This is a genomic window from Phenylobacterium sp. (assembly GCF_036963605.1).
Lineage (GTDB): Bacteria > Pseudomonadota > Alphaproteobacteria > Caulobacterales > Caulobacteraceae > Phenylobacterium.
The window spans coordinates 25954-42682 of sequence record NZ_JBALUY010000023.1 but is presented as its reverse complement, the minus strand read 5'-3'; the positions used below and the strand labels follow the sequence as shown (position 1 = coordinate 42682).

General features: G+C 68.4%; 15 protein-coding genes. 10 read left to right on the top strand and 5 right to left on the bottom strand.

From position 1 onward, the window contains the following. Both V7702_RS06405 and V7702_RS06400 read right to left on the bottom strand, forming a co-directional pair. The coding region (locus V7702_RS06405; protein ID WP_335649305.1) for a penicillin acylase family protein at window positions 1-1133 on the bottom strand (1133 nt) is incomplete at its 3' end. A gap of 121 nt (window positions 1134-1254) precedes the next feature. Continuing rightward, complete coding sequence (locus tag V7702_RS06400) at window positions 1255-1800, bottom strand: GNAT family N-acetyltransferase (RefSeq protein WP_335649304.1); 546 nt, start codon at window positions 1798-1800, stop codon at window positions 1255-1257. A 92-nt stretch (window positions 1801-1892) separates the two neighbouring features. On the opposite strand from V7702_RS06400, the gene pyrE reads away from it, so the two are divergent. The 10 genes from pyrE (at window position 1893) to aspS (ending at window position 12520) form a co-directional block, all read left to right on the top strand. After that, complete coding sequence (gene pyrE / locus V7702_RS06395) at window positions 1893-2477, top strand: orotate phosphoribosyltransferase (protein WP_335649303.1); 585 nt, start codon at window positions 1893-1895, stop codon at window positions 2475-2477. Then, window positions 2474-3235 carry a pyridoxine 5'-phosphate synthase gene (locus tag V7702_RS06390; RefSeq protein ID WP_335649302.1) on the top strand — a complete coding sequence of 254 codons (762 nt, stop codon included), beginning with the start codon at window positions 2474-2476 and terminating at the stop codon, window positions 3233-3235. The genes pyrE and V7702_RS06390 overlap by 4 nt, the downstream gene beginning before the upstream one ends. Further along, on the top strand, window positions 3232-3630 hold the full coding sequence (gene acpS / locus V7702_RS06385; protein WP_335649301.1) for a holo-ACP synthase: 399 nt from the start codon (window positions 3232-3234) through the stop codon (window positions 3628-3630). Before V7702_RS06390 ends, acpS begins: the two co-directional genes overlap by 4 nt. Before the next feature lie 120 nt (window positions 3631-3750). Then, window positions 3751-4530 (top strand): signal peptidase I, encoded by a 780-nt coding sequence (lepB, locus tag V7702_RS06380; protein ID WP_335649300.1) that lies wholly within the window; start codon window positions 3751-3753, stop codon window positions 4528-4530. Window positions 4531-4540: 10 nt separating this feature from the next. Continuing rightward, window positions 4541-5239, top strand: coding sequence for a ribonuclease III (gene rnc, locus V7702_RS06375; protein ID WP_335649299.1), 699 nt, complete (start codon window positions 4541-4543; stop codon window positions 5237-5239). Next, window positions 5236-6168 (top strand): GTPase Era, encoded by a 933-nt coding sequence (gene era, locus V7702_RS06370; RefSeq protein ID WP_335649298.1) that lies wholly within the window; start codon window positions 5236-5238, stop codon window positions 6166-6168. Before rnc ends, era begins: the two co-directional genes overlap by 4 nt. Before the next feature lie 13 nt (window positions 6169-6181). Beyond that, a complete protein-coding gene (gene recO, locus V7702_RS06365; protein ID WP_335649297.1) occupies window positions 6182-6913 on the top strand; it encodes a DNA repair protein RecO in 732 nt (243 codons plus the stop codon). A gap of 43 nt (window positions 6914-6956) precedes the next feature. Next, a complete protein-coding gene (gene parC, locus V7702_RS06360; protein ID WP_335649296.1) occupies window positions 6957-9206 on the top strand; it encodes a DNA topoisomerase IV subunit A in 2250 nt (749 codons plus the stop codon). 92 nt (window positions 9207-9298) lie between these two features. Continuing rightward, window positions 9299-10627, top strand: a complete 1329-nt coding sequence (locus tag V7702_RS06355; protein ID WP_335649295.1) for a serine hydrolase domain-containing protein — start codon at window positions 9299-9301, stop codon at window positions 10625-10627. Window positions 10628-10738: 111 nt separating this feature from the next. Beyond that, window positions 10739-12520: an aspartate--tRNA ligase gene (aspS, locus tag V7702_RS06350; protein WP_335649294.1), complete on the top strand. Its 1782-nt coding sequence runs from the start codon at window positions 10739-10741 to the stop codon at window positions 12518-12520. A 25-nt stretch (window positions 12521-12545) separates the two neighbouring features. Here aspS and V7702_RS06345 read toward each other — a convergent pair whose 3' ends face one another. The 3 genes from V7702_RS06345 to V7702_RS06335 form a co-directional block, all read right to left on the bottom strand. Beyond that, complete coding sequence (locus V7702_RS06345) at window positions 12546-13427, bottom strand: pentapeptide repeat-containing protein (protein WP_335649293.1); 882 nt, start codon at window positions 13425-13427, stop codon at window positions 12546-12548. A 75-nt stretch (window positions 13428-13502) separates the two neighbouring features. Next, a complete protein-coding gene (locus V7702_RS06340; RefSeq protein WP_335649292.1) occupies window positions 13503-13994 on the bottom strand; it encodes a pentapeptide repeat-containing protein in 492 nt (163 codons plus the stop codon). Between the two features lie 74 nt (window positions 13995-14068). Next, window positions 14069-16561, bottom strand: a complete 2493-nt coding sequence (locus V7702_RS06335) for a TSCPD domain-containing protein (RefSeq protein WP_335649291.1) — start codon at window positions 16559-16561, stop codon at window positions 14069-14071. Window positions 16562-16729: the final 168 nt, after the last annotated feature.

Below are 16729 nucleotides of genomic sequence, written 5' to 3'. Positions count from 1 at the left end.
CGATTGGCGTCCCGCAGGGCGTAGGCGTGGGCCGTGTCCCAGGCAAAGCCGCTGGCCGGGGCGGCGACGATCGGGCCGTAGGCCGTGCGATAGACGGTCCGACGCCGCGGCTCGGCCTCGCCCTTGACCGGAACCTCGACCGTGACCGGCTCGATCGGCTGCGGGGAGCCATCGACCAGATAGGTCATGGGGTCGCCGGGCTTCAGATCCAGCTGGAAGAGCGAGAAGTGGCGGTCGGTCGAGACCGTGTGGGTCCAGGCCACGTCCTTGTTGAAACCGATGGAGACGCCGGGCAGGCCGGCCATGGTCACGCCCATGACGTTGAGTTCCCCCGGCAAGGTCAGGTGGATCTGGTAGAACCGGTTGGTGGTCGCCCAGGGAAAGTGCGGATTGGCCAGGACAAGGCCCCGCCCCTGGGCCGTAACAGCCTTGCCGAAGGCCCAGCCGTTGCTGCCCAATCCGGCATATTGCGCCGGCTCGGGCGCCCGCAGGGCCACCTGCGCTGCGCCGCCCGGCGGACCGGCGGCCACGACTCCCGACAGCCAGGCCCCGGCGCTGGCCTGGATCATCTTTTCCTCGTTCAGCCGCAGCAGGTCGTCGAGGGTGATCGGCCGGACCCAGCCCGCGTCACGGCAGGGGGCGGGCAGAGCCGCCGGGCCCGTGTCGCTGAGATAGCGGTTATAGCCCGCCACATAGCCCCGGACCATGTCAGCGTAGCGGGGGTCAACCTCCCCGAAGGCCTGCCGCAGGGCGTCGATATCGAAGATCGACCGGAAGAAGACGTCGGCCTCGACATTGGGAATGGGGCGGAAGGACACCGTGGTCTGGCCCTCGGCGCCGAAGGTAAGCGCCCGCTCGCCGCTCAGGGTGACGATCTGGTCGGCCATCAGACATATATTGTCCTGGGCGTAGGCGTAGCCGGCGCCAAAGCCCAGGCCTTCCCGGTCCAGGGCGCGGATATGCGGCACGCCGTGGGCGGTGCGTCGGATCTCCACCTCACCCTGGTCCAGCGGGAGATCGGCCGTCTGGGCCTGGGCTGCGCCCGCCAGGGTGATCGCCGCCAGGGACGCCAGGACGCCGCGCAGGCGCCTCGCCCCGCCGATCGCCGGCGGCGAGCTGGATTGGAGATACATGGGCCGTTTCCTCGGATATCGAACCGGGCGTCGATCACGCCTCTGGCCCAACCTTAACCTTAGGGGCGAGATAGTTGCAATCCAGTCGCAACTAATCTCAGAGGAGGCGGCCGAAAGCGCCTCAGGCCATCTGCACGGCGCGCCAGGTCCAGGGGGTCTTGGCGCCGGTGAAGGTCTCGGGCGTGCAACGCAGATAGAGACTGTCGGCCCAGGTGTGTCCCAGAAGATAGGTCTTCCTGGCGCTGCCCACGACCACGAAACCCAGGCGTTCGAGCAGCCGGCGCGAACTGGTGTTGTTGGGGTCCACGTCCGCCGTCGCCTCGTTCAGGCCGCGGTCCTTGAACGCCCGGTCGATCACCGCCGACACGGCCTCCTGGGCGTAGCCCTGACCCTGGGCGTCGGGGTGAAGGATGTAGCCGATTTCCGGATCGGCCCAGAAGCCGACCTTGCCCACCACCTGGCCGGCCTTCGTCTCGACGATGAAGTCGTCATTGCGGGTGGCCATCATCCCTTCCAGCCACAGGCGGGTCTCGTCCAGCTTCTCGTGGGGCAGGGTTGACCAGAAGGCCATGGCGTGGGCCGAAGACAGGATTTCGTGCATGGCCTCCAGATCGCTCGCCCGGGCGGGTCGCAGCGTCAGGCGCTCGGTTGTGATAATCCCCGGCATCGGCGGCTCCTACGAATCTCCAACCCTAGATTGGAGGGCGAAGGTGACATCTAGGCCGCCCTCAGATATTTCGCCCACAAGGAGGCGCCCAAATGACCACTGATGAAGTCCTTGAGGAATTCCGCGGCGCCGGCGCCCTTCGTGAGGGCCATTTCGTCCTCTCTTCTGGGCTCCATTCAGGCATCTTTCTGCAGAAGAACCTCGTCTTCCAGTATCCTGACCGGACCGAGCGGCTGTGCAAGGCCCTGGCGGACCTGATCCGGCGCGAGGTCGGTCATGTGGATGTCTGTGTGTCCCCTGCCGTGGGCGGCATCATCCCCGGCTACGAAACCGCCCGGCAATTGGGCGTGCCCTCCATGTATGTGGAAAGGGTCGATGGCCGTCTCCAGTTCCGTCGCGCCTTCGCCCTGAAGCCTGGCGCGCGTGTGGCCATGGTCGAGGACATCGTCTCCACGGGTCTGTCGTCGCGGGAATGTGTCGAGGCCATCCGCGAGGCCGGCGGCGAGGTGGTCTGCGCCGCAGCCCTGGTCGATCGGTCTGGCGGGCGGGCCGAGATCGGCGCGCCGTTCCTGTCGCTGGCGAAGCTGGACGTGCCGGCCTATCCCGCCGACCAACTGCCGCCCGAACTCGCCGCCATCCCGGTGGAAGACCCCGGCAGCCGGAGGCTGAATTCATGAGCAGGAGCCTGCGCCTGGGGATCAATATCGACCATGTGGCGACCATCCGGAACGCCCGGGCCGCCACCTATCCCGACCCGGTCAGAGCCGCCGAAATGGCCATCGCCGCCGGCGCCGATGGGATCACCGCCCATCTGCGCGAGGATCGCCGGCATATCTCCGACGCCGACATCGACGCCTTGGCGGTGATCGTGAAGCGGCGCGGCCGACCGCTGAACCTGGAGATGGCGGTCACGGCCGAGATGGAGGCCATTGCGCTGCGCCACCTGCCGCACGCGGCCTGCCTCGTGCCCGAGCGGCGGGAAGAGGTGACCACCGAGGGCGGCCTCGACCTGGTCAAGGGCCACAATCACATCGCTCCCGTGGTCGGCCGGCTGGCCGCGGCGGGGATCCGCGTCTCCTGCTTCATCGACGCCGACCTGGAGCAGGTGGCGTCGGCCAAGACCATGGGCGCCCAGGTGGTGGAGCTTCACACCGGCGCCTATTGCGACGCCGTCCGCGAGGGCGACCCCCGGGCTGAAGAACTGCTGGAGCGGCTGAGGGCCGCCGCCGTGGAGGCGACGCGCCTGGGTCTCGAGGTCCATGCCGGCCATGGGATCGACTATGAGACGGTCAAGCCAATCGCCGCCATCCCGCAGGTGGCCGAGCTGAACATCGGCCATTTTCTGATCGGCGAGGCCATCTTCATCGGCCTGCCGGCCGCCATCCAACGGATGCGCGCCCTGATGGATCAGGCCCGGACGGAGCTGGCGGCGTGATCATCGGCCTTGGCTCCGATCTCGCCGACATCCGGCGCATCGAAAAGACCCTGGAGCGGTTCGGCGAGCGGTTCGTCAAACGCATCTTCACCGAGATCGAGGTCCGCCGCTCCGAGCGTAAGCCCGACCGCGCGGCCAGCTACGCCAAGCGGTTCGCCGCCAAGGAGGCGTGTTCAAAGGCGCTGGGCACGGGGTTCCGCCGGGGCGTCTTCTGGCGCGACATGGGGGTGGCCAACATGCCGTCCGGCGCCCCGACCATGGCGCTGACCAACGGCGCGTTGAAGCGGCTGCAGGAGATCACGCCCGCCGGCCACCGGGCCGTGGTGCATGTGACGCTGACCGACGACCACCCCTACGCCCAGGCTTTCGTGATCATCGAGGCCGTGCCCGAATAGCCGCAGCCCTGCGGCGAATCGCCGATTACGGCGAGTTCACGGGGGGCTGGCTTGCTAGAGCCGGCGCCAGACGATAGCTAAACCCATTCCGCGCGCTGCAGCGCGCCGCAGAGAACACGCATGAGCGAGAATGTGCACAGCGCGCCGGCGTCCGATAAGCCCGACGCGGTGCAGGAGATCGTCGAGATCGTGAAAACGGTCGTCTACGCCCTGCTGATCGCCCTGGTCCTGCGGGTCCTGCTGTTCCAGCCCTTCACCATTCCCTCGGCCTCGATGGAGCCGAACCTGCTGGAAGGCGACTACATCATCGTCTCCAAGTATGCGTACGGCTATTCCCGGCATTCCATCCCCTTCAGCCCGCCGCTGTTCGAGGGTCGGATCGCCGCCCGCGACCCGTCGCGCGGCGACATCATCGTCTTCAAGCTGCCCCGCGATGGCCGCACCGACTACATCAAGCGCCTGATCGGCCTGCCCGGCGACCGCATCGAGGTCCGCGGCGGACAGATCATCCTGAACGGCCAGCCGATCCCCCGCGAGGCCATGTCGCCGGGCCTGATCGACACCGGCTATGGCTTCACCCGTGAAGTCATGCGGTTCCGCGAGACCCTGCCCGATGGTCGCAGCTATGTGACCTATGACCTGGGTCCCGACGGCGAGATGGACGACAAGGGTCCGTTCGTCGTCCCCGAAGGCCACTACTTCTTCATGGGCGACAATCGGGACAACTCCCTCGACAGCCGCGCGCCGGCCGAGATCGGCGTGGGCTATGTCCCGGCCGAAAACCTGGTGGGCAAGGCCGAGATCATCCTGTTGTCCTGGGAACGGGCCGCCTCGCTGTTCAAGCCCTGGACCTGGGTGACCGAGGCGCGGCCGGGCCGGTTCTTCAATATCCTCCAGTGACCGGCCGCCTATGAACCGCCGGGAGGCCGCCGTCGCCGAACTCGAGGCGAGGATCGGCCATGTGTTCCATGATCGTGAACTGCTGGAGCGCGCCCTGACCCATGCCAGTGTCGGCGAGGGCGCGACCAAGGTGCGCCACTATGAGCGCCTGGAGTTCCTGGGCGACCGGGTGCTGAACCTGCTGGCCGCCGAACGGCTGATGAGCCTGGACGGCGAGGCGCGCGAGGGCGAACTCAGCCGCCGGCTGGCCAATCTGGTGAACTTTCACGCCTGCGCCGACGTCGCCCGCGACATCGGCCTGGGCGAGGCCCTGCGGCTGTCGGCCAGCGCCACCAAGATCGGCGCTCGGGAATCCGACGGGGTGTTGGGTGACGCCTGCGAAGCCCTGATGGGCGCCCTCTATATCGACGCCGGCCTGGACGCCGCCCGCGCCTTCTTCCTGCATTTCTGGGCCAAGGCCTTCGCCGAGCTCGACGCGCCGCGAGGCAAGGATCCCAAGACCCAGTTGCAGGAATGGGCTCAGGGCCGTGGCCTGGCCCTGCCCACCTATGAGGTCGTGGCCCGCGAAGGCCCTGACCACGCCCCATCTTTCACCGTACAGGTGACGATTGAGGGGTATGATCCCGAAGCCGCCCAGGGACGTTCCAAACAGGAGGCCGAAAAGGCCGCCGCCCTGGTGATGCTTCTCAAACGCGAAGGACCTCAATGACCCGCGCCGGCTTCGTCGCCATCATCGGCGCCCCCAATGCGGGCAAGTCGACCCTCACCAACCGTCTGGTGGGGGCCAAGGTCTCGATCGTGACCCAGAAGGTCCAGACCACGCGCTTCCCGGTGCGCGGCGTCGCCATCGAGGGCGAGAGCCAGATCGTGCTGGTGGACACGCCTGGCATCTTCGCGCCCCGCCGGCGCCTGGACCGCGCCATGGTGCGCTCGGCCTGGGGCGGGGCCGAGGAGGCCGATGGCGTCGTCCACCTGATCGATGTCCAGGCGGAACTCGCCGTGGGCGAGGCCCAGGGCAGCCCGGCCGACAAGCGGGCGGTGATCGACGTCCAGACCATCATCGACGGGCTCAAGGCCTCCGGCCGTCAGGCCATCCTGGCGCTCAACAAGATCGACGGGGTCAAGCGCGAGCGCATGCTGGCCCTGGCCCAGCGCCTGTTCGACACCGGCGTCTATTCCGAGGTGTTCATGATCTCGGCCGCCGACGGCTCAGGCGTGGACGACCTGAAGCGCCGGATGGCCGAACTGGTGCCCGAGGGGCCCTGGCTCTATCCTGCCGAACAGACCGCCGACCTGCCGGCCCGCCTGCTGGCCGCCGAGATCACCCGGGAAAAGCTCTATCTGCGGGTCCATGAGGAACTGCCCTATGCGGCGGCTGTGGACACCACCGCCTTCGAGGAGCGTCGCGACGGCTCGGTGCGCATCGAGCAGACCATCTATGTCCAGCGCGACAGCCAGCGGCCGATCATCCTGGGCAAGAACGGCCAGACCCTGAAGTGGATCGGCCAGAAGTCCCGCGAGGAGCTCACCGAGCTGTTCGATCGCCAGGTCCACCTGTTCCTGCATGTGAAGGTCGACGAGACCTGGGCCGACAAGCGCGAGTTCTACGGCGACGTGGGCCTCGATTTCGACGTCTGATGGGGCGCGTCTGATGGAGTTCGAGGACGACGCCTTCGTGCTCTCGGCCCGAGCCCATGGCGAGACCGGCGCCATCGTCGATCTGCTGACCTCAGAGCATGGCCGTTACGCCGCCCATGTGGCCGGCGGGGCCTCGCGGCGGCTGAAGCCTTTCCTGCAGCCGGGCGCCCAGGTGCGGGTGCGGTTCCGGGCCCGGGTCGCCGAACAGCTGGGCGCAGCCACCCTGGAGCCGATGGGCGAGGGGCCCGGCGCCCTGTTCGATGATCCCCTGGCCCTGCATGGCCTCTCTGCGGCCGCTGCGGTGGCCGCCGGCGCCCTGCCGGAACGGGAACCCCACCATGGCGCCTATCTGGCCCTGGAGGCCCTGATCAGGGCCTTGGCGGTCCCCGATATCTGGCCGGCGGTCTTCGTCCGGTACGAGGCCGGCCTGCTGCAGGACCTGGGCTTTGGCCTGGACCTGTCCAAGTGCGCGGCCACGGGGTCGGTGGACGACCTGATCTATGTCAGCCCCCGCACGGGCCGTGCCGTCAGCGCCCAGGCGGGCGAGCCCTACAAGGACAAGCTTCTGCGCCTGCCGCCCTTCATGCTGTCGGCCCAGTGGGGGCTGGAGGCCGGGGATATCGGCTCAGGCCTTGATCTCACCGGCCACTTCCTGGAGGCCTTCGTCTTCAATCCCCTGAACAGGCCCCTGCCGCCGGCCAGGGTCTGGATGATCGACCGCCTGTCGGACGCTGACCGACTGTGACGGACGGGACGCGGCGCGCTAGAATCGCGGCCACGGAGAATCAATGAGCAAGCACACACCTCCGCCGTTCGATGGCGACGGCGACCGCATTATCGATGAGCCGCTGAGCGAGGCGCTGTCGCGCCGCTACCTGGCCTATGCGCTCTCGACCATCACCGGCCGCGCCCTGCCGGACGTGCGCGATGGCCTGAAGCCGGTCCACCGCCGGCTGCTGTTCGCCATGCGGCAGCTTCGTCTGGACCCCAACTCCTCGGCCAAGAAGTCGGCCCGGGTGGTCGGCGACGTGATCGGTAAGTACCACCCCCACGGGGACACCGCGGTCTATGAGGCCCTGGTGCGCCTGGCCCAGGACTTTTCCCAGCGCTACCCGCTGATCAATGGCCAGGGGAATTTCGGCAATATCGACGGCGATAACGCCGCGGCCATGCGCTACACCGAGTGCAAGCTCACCGACGCGGCCCAGCTCCTGCTGGATGGCATCGACGAGGACGCCGTCGATTTCCGCTCGACCTATGATGGCGAGGACGAGGAGCCGGTGGTCCTGCCGGCCGGCTTCCCCAACCTGCTGGCCAATGGCTCCAGCGGCATCGCCGTGGGCATGGCCACCTCGATCCCGCCGCACAACGCCGCCGAGCTGATCGACGCCTGCCTGCTGATGCTGGACGCCCCCGACGTCAGCACCGCCGACCTGATGGTGCATGTGAAGGGACCGGACTTCCCCACCGGCGGGGTGATCGTCGAATCCCACGCCTCCATGCTGGAGACCTATGAGACCGGCCGCGGCGGTATCCGCACCCGGGCCAGCTGGGTGCGCGAGGACACCGGGCGCGGGACCTACCAGATCATCGTCACCGAGATTCCCTATCAGGTGAAGAAGGCTGACCTGGTCGAGCAGTTGGCCAACCTGATCGAGAACAAGCGCGCGCCGCTGCTGGGGGATGTGCGCGACGAGTCGGCCGAGGATGTGCGGCTGGTGCTCGAACCCAAGAGCCGCAACATCGAGCCGGAAGTCCTGATGGAGAGCCTGTTCAAGCTCTCCGATCTGGAGAGCCGGTTCTCGGTGAACCTCAATGTCCTGGACGCCCGCGGCACGCCGCGGGTGATGAGCCTGAAGGAGGCCCTGCGCGCCTTCCTCGACCACCGGCGCGAGGTGCTGGTGCGCCGCGCCCGGCATCGCCTGGCCAAGATCGAAGCCCGGCTACACATCCTCGACGGCCTGCTGATCGCCTATCTCAATCTGGACGAGGTGATCCGCATCGTTCGGCACGAGAACGAGCCCAAGGCCAAGCTGATTGAGACCTTCAAGCTCTCGGACCTTCAGGCCGACGCCATCCTCAACACCCGCCTGCGCCAACTGGCGCGGCTGGAAGAGATGGAAATCCGCCGCGAGCATGGCGAGCTGTCGGAAGAGCGCGACGGCCTGCTGAAGCTGCTGGAGTCCGAGCCCCGGCAATGGAAGCTGGTCGGGGTAGGCCTCAAGGAGGTCCGCAAGGTCCTCGGTCCCGACACCGCCGTGGGCAAGCGCCGCTCGATCTTCGCCGATGCGCCCGAGGTGGACGCCGAGGCCGCCATCGAGGCCCTGATCCCCCGCGAGCCGATCACGGTCATTTTGTCCGAGCGGGGCTGGATCCGGGCGGCCAAGGGCAAGGTTGAGGATCCCTCTGAGCTCAAGTTCAAGGAGGGCGACAAGCTCGGCTTCATCGTGCCGGCCGAGACCACCGACAAGCTGCTGATCCTGGCCTCGGACGGGCGGTTCTTCACCATCGGCTGCGACAAGCTGCCCTCGGCCCGAGGGCATGGCGAGCCGCTGCGGCTGATGATCGACCTGGAGGACCAGGTCGAGATCGTCGATGTCTTCGCCCACAAGCCAGGCGTGCGCCGTGTGCTGGCCTCCAAGGCGGGCTACGGGTTCGTGCTCCTGGAGGACGAGGCCGTCTCCGCTCGGCGGGCCGGCAAGCAGGTGCTGACCGTGGACAAGCGCGGCGCCCTGCCGACCCTGGCCGTGCGCGGCGACCACATCGCGGTGATCGGCGACAACGGCAAGATCCTGATCTTCCCCATCGCCGAGCTGCCCGAAATGCCCCGGGGCAAGGGGGTCAAGCTGCAGGCCTATCGCGAGGGCGGCCTGAGGGACGCTACGGTGTTCGAGGCTGAGACGGGCGCTGTCTGGATCGATCCGGCCGGCCGCACACGGGTCTGGCCGGAGTGGCGCGACTGGCTGGGCCGCCGGGCCGGGGCCGGCAAACTCGCCCCCCGCGGCTTCCCCACCAGCAAGCGGTTCAAGCCGAAATGAACCCGCCGCGCCCCGCCATGGTCAGCTTGGCCATTGCGGCGGCCGCAAGCTCCGATAGGGTCCCTCCCAAAGAGCTTTAGGGGAGGCCTCACATGTTCCACTTCAACCGCCTGGCCGCGGCGACGCTGGCCGTCGCCCTGCTGGCTGCGCCGCCCGCAGCCCTGGCCCAGCGGGCGCCCGCGCCCCTGCCGGCCGCCGCCAGTCCAGAATCGGTGGGCTTCTCCTCAGAGCGCTTGAAGCGGCTGGACGCCGCCATGGCCCAGGCGGTCACAGACGGTCGTGTGGCGGGCATGACCACGCTGCTGGCCCGTCACGGCAAGGTGGTGGCCTTCAACACCTATGGTCAGGCGAGCCTGGCCGATCAGCGGCCGATGGAGAAGGACGCCATCTTCCGCATCTATTCCATGACCAAGCCGGTGACCGGCGTGGCCCTGATGATCCTGTTCGAGGAAGGCCGCTGGCGTCTTGACGACCCGATCAGCAAGTACGTCCCCGAACTGGCCAGCCTCAAGGTGATGACCGGGACGGACGCCGAAGGCCAGCCGATCCTGGAGCCGGTCACCCGCGACCCGACCATGCGCGAGCTGATGAGCCATACGGCCGGCTTCGGCTACGGTCTGTCGGAGGAGCACGCCGTCGATCGGATGTTCCGCGAAAAGCGCGTCCTGAGCTCGGCCTCCCTGCAGGAAATGGTCGAGAAGACCGCGACCATTCCCCTGATGTTCCAGCCCGGCACGGACTGGAGCTATTCCGTCGCCGTCGATATCCAGGGCCATATCGTCGAGAAGCTGACCGGCCAGACCCTGGGCGACTTCATGGCCGAGCGCATCTTCCGGCCGCTGAAGATGACCGACACCGGCTTCCAGGTCCGGACCGGACAAGCTGATCGCCTGGCGGCCGTCTATGTGGGCGCGCCCAATGGCGGGCGTCTGTTCGAAGCCAAGGAGCTGGCCGGGGCGCCGGCCCAGGACTTCACCGTGGCTCCGCGCATGGAATCCGGCGGCGGCGGCCTTGTCTCGACGGCGTCCGACTATGCCCGCTTCGCCCAGATGATCGCCAATGGCGGCGAACTGGATGGCGTCCGCATCCTGGCGCCGGCTACGGTCGAGCTGATGGGAACCGACATGATCCCAGAGGACGCTCTAGTGTCGTCCAACGGCTCGGTCGGCCAGCGTTTCAATGACGCCGTCGGCTTCGGCCTCGACTTCGCGGTGATCAAGGACCCCCGCAAGGCCGGCGGCCTGGAAGGGAAGGGGACGCTCAGCTGGGGCGGCGCGGCCGGCACCTGGTTCTGGGTTGATCCCACCAACGACATCGTGTTCGTCGGCATGATCCAGCGCTTCGGCGGCACCGGCGGGCCCGATCTGGGGACCACCACCCGGACCCTGGTCTACCAGGCCCTGGTCGATCCCGCGAAATAGGCCGCCGATCTCAGAGCGCGGGCTGGCTTGAGCCGGCCCGCCGCCTTGACAAGGCAGGCCCCGCATGCGCCCTTCCGCGCCTCGTTTTCCCTGCTTTTTCTGCGACTCCTCATGCACCCTTACCGCTCCCACACCTGCGGCCAGCTTCGCGCCGCCGACACGGGCAAGACCGTCCGCCTTTCCGGCTGGATTCATCGCAAGCGCGACCATGGGGGGCTGGTCTTTATCGACCTGCGGGACAATTACGGCCTGACCCAGCTGGTGTTTGCGCCGGAGACCCAGGGCTTCGCCACGGTGGAGCGCCTTCGGGCCGAGAGCGTCATCTGCGTGGAAGGCGAGGTCGTCGCCCGCACGCCTGACACGGTGAACCCCAACCTGCCTACCGGCGAGATCGAGGTGCAGGCCAAGGGCGTGGACGTGCTGTCTGAGGCCGCCGAACTGCCGCTGCCGGTGTTTGGCGAGCCGGACTATCCGGAGGAAATCCGCCTCAAACACCGCTATCTCGACCTGCGGCGCGAAACCCTGCATCGCAACATCCTGCTGCGCAGCCAGGTGATCGCCTCGATCCGTCGCCGGATGACCGACCAGGGCTTCAACGAGTTCCAGACCCCGATCCTGACGGCGTCCTCGCCGGAAGGCGCCCGGGACTTCCTGGTGCCCTCGCGCCTGCACGCGGGCAAGTTCTACGCGCTGCCCCAGGCGCCGCAGCAGTTCAAGCAGCTGCTGATGGTCGCGGGCTTCGACCGCTATTTCCAGATCGCCCCCTGCTTCCGCGACGAGGACCTGCGGGCCGACCGCAGCCTGGAATTCTATCAGCTCGACGTGGAGATGAGCTTCGTCACCCAGGACGATATCTTCGCCGCCATCGAGCCGGTGATGCATGGGGTGTTCGAGGAGTACGGCCAGGGCAAGCCGGTCACCCCCTATCCGTTCCCGCGCATCCCCTATCGGGAGGCGATCGCCAAGTACGGCTCCGATAAGCCCGACCTGCGCAACCCCATCGAAATGCAGGACGTGTCCGACCACTTCCGCGGCGGCGGCTTTGGCCTGTTCGCCCGCATCCTGGAAGACGCCAAGAACGCGGTGTGGGCCATCCCTGCGCCAAAGGGCGGCAGCCGCGCCTTCTGCGACCGGATGAACTCCTGGGCGCAGGGGGAAGGGCAGCCAGGCCTGGGCTACATCTTCTGGAGCGAGGACCAGGGTGGCTGGGGCGGCCCCATCGCCAAGAACCTGGGCGCAGAGAAGACCGACGGCCTGATGCGCGCGCTCGGCCTTGGCCAGGGCGATGCGGCCTTCTTCGCCGCCGGCGACCCCAAGGTCTTCTACAAGTTCGCCGGCGCGGCCCGGACCAAGGTCGGGACCGACCTGAAGCTGGTGGACGAGGACCGCTTCGAGTTCGTCTGGATCGTCGACTTCCCGATGTTCGAGATGAACGAGGAGTCGAACCATGTCGACTTCTCGCACAATCCCTTCTCCATGCCGCAGGGCGAGATGGAGGCGCTGCAGACCAAGGATCCGCTGGATATCCTGGCCTACCAGTACGACATCGTCTGCAACGGCTACGAGCTGTGCTCCGGCGCCGTGCGGAACCACCGGGCCGATGTGATGATCAAGGCCTTCGAGATCGCCGGCTACAGCCAGCAGGTGGTCGAGGAGCAGTTCGGCGGCATGCTGAACGCCTTCCGCTATGGCGCACCGCCGCACGGCGGCCTGGCGCCGGGCATCGACCGCATCGTCATGCTGCTGGCCGGTGAGAGCGCGATCCGCGAGGTCATCGCCTTCCCGCTGAACCAGCAGGGCCAGGACCTGATGATGAGCGCGCCGTCTGAGGTGGATGAGCGCCAGCTCAAGGAACTCAGCCTGCGTCTGGCTCTGCCGATCAAGCCGGCCTGAGGCCTGGTTGCCTTGGCCTGATCGCTTAGTCGGCCAGGGGCGCCAGATAGCGTGGCCCGGCGGGCGGCGCAGGTGGGACCGGCGGCGCGGGTGGCGCGGGCGGAGCCCGCACGCGCACCACCACGCGCCGTCCGGCGCAGGTCTTGGCGGTGAGGCCTGAAGGGACCTTGGTGCCGCTGTCGGCGCAGGCGTCATCCAGCTGCGATTGATTGAGGCCGCGGGCGCGGGAGAGGTCTACGCCGCCGATATCGGTGCGGTCCAGGCTGGCCCCGCGGAAGTCTGCGCCGGCGAAGGTGGCGCCCCGAAGGCTGGCCATGTCGAGCTCGGCTTCACGGAACGAGGCGTTGTCGAAGCGCCCGCTCTGGAGATTGGCGGCGGTGAGTTCGGCTTCACGGAAGCTGGCGCCACGGGCGTTGGCCCGGGAAAAGTTCACCCCATTGAGTTCGGCCTCGTCCAGCCGCGCTTCCTGAAGATTCGCCGAGGCGAAGTTTGAACCGCCGCCTTCCAGTTCGCGCAGGTCCGCGCCGCTGAGATCGGCCCTGGCGAAATCTGCGCCGTTGGCTTCAGCCGAGCGGAGCACGGCGTCCGAAAGGTTCGCCCCGTCGAAGCTCGCGCCCATCATCGAGCTATCGGACATGTCGGCCCGCGACAGGTCGGCGTTGCCGAAGGCTGAGCCGTGGAAGCGCGCGCCGCGCAGGTCCGAACCCACCAGGGCGGCGCCGGTGAAGTCGGCCCCGATGAAACGGGCGCCGGCCAGCTTCCGGCCCGAGAGTTCGCAATTGGCGCACGAACCGCCGAACGCCACCATCCGGGCGACCGCCTTGTCGCTGGTCAGGGCGCTGGCGACGCCAGGCGCAAGGGCGCCCAGGGCGGCGATCAGCACGAGAAGACGGGTCAGTCGGGTCATATAGGCTCCGTGTCGAGCCTCCATCTGTGACGACCCAGGCGGAAAGACCACTTAAATCGCAGTAATTTTACGACCTTAGCAGGCGGGGATGCGGAGATTTCCCGGCAGGCGCGTGGCGCTGTCGCCGCAGGCGGCGTTGAGCTGACCCTGGCTCAGGCCGGTGGCCCGATCCATCTCGGCGCCGGAGAAGTTGGTCCCGGTCAGGTTGGCGCCGCGGAAGCTGGCGCCTTGCAGATGGGTCCCGACGAAGCTGGCGTTAGTCAGGTTCGCGCCGCCGAAATTTGATCCGGTGAAGACCCCGCCATAGGCCTCGACATCGCGCAGGTCGCTGCCGGCAAAGCTGGTTCGCGTCATGATCGACAGGCTGAGGTCGGCCTGGCGAAGCCGCGCCCCGGCGTAGCTCTTGCCGCTGAGGGTCAGGCCGCTGAAATCAGCCTGGAAGAGATTGCATTTGGGACAGCTCGCCCCATTGCGGGCCTGACCGATCTGGCTCGCATTCTGGGCGGCGGCCGGGGCGGCCGTCGCCAGGACAGCCGCAAGGGCGAGGAGGGATGTCGTCAGTCTCATAGGCGAGGCCTTGCAAGCAAAGGAACAGGTCTGCCCTAGACCTGCAAGCTTAAGGCCAGGTGTGCGCCTGAGCTCTAGCCCGCGGCGTCGTCAATCCGTCCGGCCCGCGCGCCGCAGGTTTCGCAGATCAGGCTGGCGCCCTTGCGCACCACGGCGATGTCGCCGCAGGCCGCGCAGACATCGGCCGCCTGGGCGCTCTGAGCCCGGCTCGCCCGATGATCGGCGAGGGAGAGGACCACCAGGTTGTCCGGCGCAGCGCCGCGGGAAAATCCCTTGGAGATATAGCGCGAGGCCGGCTGTGGCTCGCCGGTGGCGAGCGCTGGCTCATCGGCCTTGCCGCGGCCTAGGCCATCGGCGTTGAGCTCGTCGGGATCGGCGTTGGCCAGGTCATCCCGGCCCAGATAGGAGACGCCCAGCTCGCGGAACACATAGTCCAGGATCGAGGTGGCCGAGCGCACGGAGTCGTTGCCGGTCACAGGCCCCGCTGGCTCGAACCGGGTGAAGACGAAGGCCTCGACGAACTCGTCCAGGGGCACGCCGTACTGCAGGCCGATGGAGACGGCGATGGCGAAGTTGTTCATCAGCGATCGGAAGGCCGCACCTTCCTTGTGCATGTCGATGAAGATCTCGCCGAGCTCGCCTTCGTCATACTCGCCGGTGTGCAGATAGACCTTGTGGCCGCCGACCGAGGCCTTCTGGATATAGCCTTTGCGGCGGTCCGGCAGCTTGCGGCGCTCGCGCTCGCGCTCGACGATCCGCTCTTCCGGCGGGGACGCCGAGGCGGCCGGCGGCGGCCCGGTGCGAAGCGGTTCAGCCCGGGCCGCCTCTCGCACAGGCGGCAGGTCGAGCGCTTGATAGGCCGAAGGCTCGGCGCGCTGGATGCGCACGGCGCAGACCCCGGCGTGTCTCGCATGGGCCATCAGGGTCTGAACGTCGTCCAGGCTGGCGTCCCAGGGGAGGGTGAAGTCGGCCAGAGCCGGCTGCGCCAGGGTCGGCTGGATGTGCGCCAGCAGGGTGAGATAGGGCCCTGGCCCCAGGTCATCGGCGGTAAGGAAGACCGCCTGCTGGGCGGCGTCCAGGTCTGGCCCCTCCAGGCGGTTGGCGCCCAGGGCGTAGGCCTGGGCCGCAGCGATCTCCGCCTCGGTGAATCCCATGACGCGCAGGGCGTCGAACCGCGGATCGTGCAGGTCCTCGCCCGGCGCCCCCAGGACGTCGGCCAGGAAGCCCTCGCCGACCACCTCGGGACGGAAGGCCTCGCGCAGGGCCAGGCAATAGGGCAGGGCGGCCTCGACCGCGCCGATCTCGTGTTCGGTGAAGCCGCGGGCCGTCAGGGCGGCGTGGTCTATCCCTGGCGCATGCTCCAGGCTGCCGTGACCGAGCAAGCGCCAGCGGGCGGCGTCCAGGTCGGCGCCGATGGCCTGCAGGCCGCAGAGGGCGGCTTCACTCACCACCCGAACGATGTGGCCATCGGAGGTTTCGGCGAAGGTGACGGGGCCTTCCCAGGGCTCGCCAGCCGCGCTGGCCCCGCCGAGCATCAGGGCGAGCTCCGGATCATCGAACACGCCAGGTCCGCCGTTCAGGGCGGGGCAGGCGGCATGGGCCGCCAGGCGTGTGCGCTCGAACAGGTCGCGGGCGGCTTGCCGGCCCTGGTCGGAATCATAGGCCAGGCCCTGGGCGGCCAGCCATTCGGCCAGACCCGCCAGGCCCAGCACGGCGGATTCCCCCTCGGCCAGGCAGGCCAGGGCCGTGGCCAGCAGAGCCACCGCCGTCTCGAAGCCGTTGACATCGAAGTCTTCGCCGCCGCCGAACGCCATCAGATTGACGCAACCCAGGGCGTGGGCCGGCGGCGCCGGCGCCTCGAAGGCGACGGTCAGGCCGCTGGTTTCCCAGGCGGTAAGGGCCAGCGCACGGTCCACGGCCGGGATCGCCTCTGAAGGGGCGCGGGCCGTGAGCGGCGCCTGGTCGGCCAGGATCGGCGCCGCTGCGGGCAGGCGGGTCTCGCCGGCCTTGGCCAGGCTGATCGCGTCGAGGATGGCCCAGTCGGAAGCGCCGGTCGCACGGGCGGCCTCGGCGGCGCGGGCCAGGCTAGGATTGCGCTGGGGATCCGCGCAGGCGTCGGGATCGCCGTGGCAGCGATGAATGGCGTCGGCCAAGGCCTGCAGCCTCTCGCCCAGAACGGCGGCGGCCTCTATGGCGCTGCGTCGGCCTCGGTAGGCGGCCCGGTAGCGGGCGAGGCCTTCCAGCAGCGTCTCGGGATCCTCGAGCTGGTCGGGGGTGGCGGGCGAGACGGCGCGCAGGGCGATCCGCCCGGCCAGAAGGGCCGCGCCCAGTTCCCGGCGGAATCGGCCCCGGGCGCCCACGCCCTCGAACAGACCCAGCCGCTGGCCGGATTTCACCTGCGCCTCGGCGAACCGGAAGATGGCGGCAGGCAGATCGGTGTCGCCGCCGGCCCAGTCGAGCCAGGCCTCGACCTGGGCGTTGGGCCAGGCGGACGGCGCGGCGACCTCGACCACGTCGCCTCTGCGCTCCAGCGTGCGCCGCTCCACCCTGCCGCTCTCCAGACTCATCTCAGACTCCCTTGGGCGCAGCGTAGAAAGCGCCAGCCGGCCGGGCAATAGATGTTGCGTGCGACAACCGCTTCATCCCCAAGATGTTGAGGGCTGCGGGGCGCTGGACGATCCGGGGGCGGGGACCTATAGTCCGCCCGAAATTCCTGCCAGCCGGGTCAGTCCAAC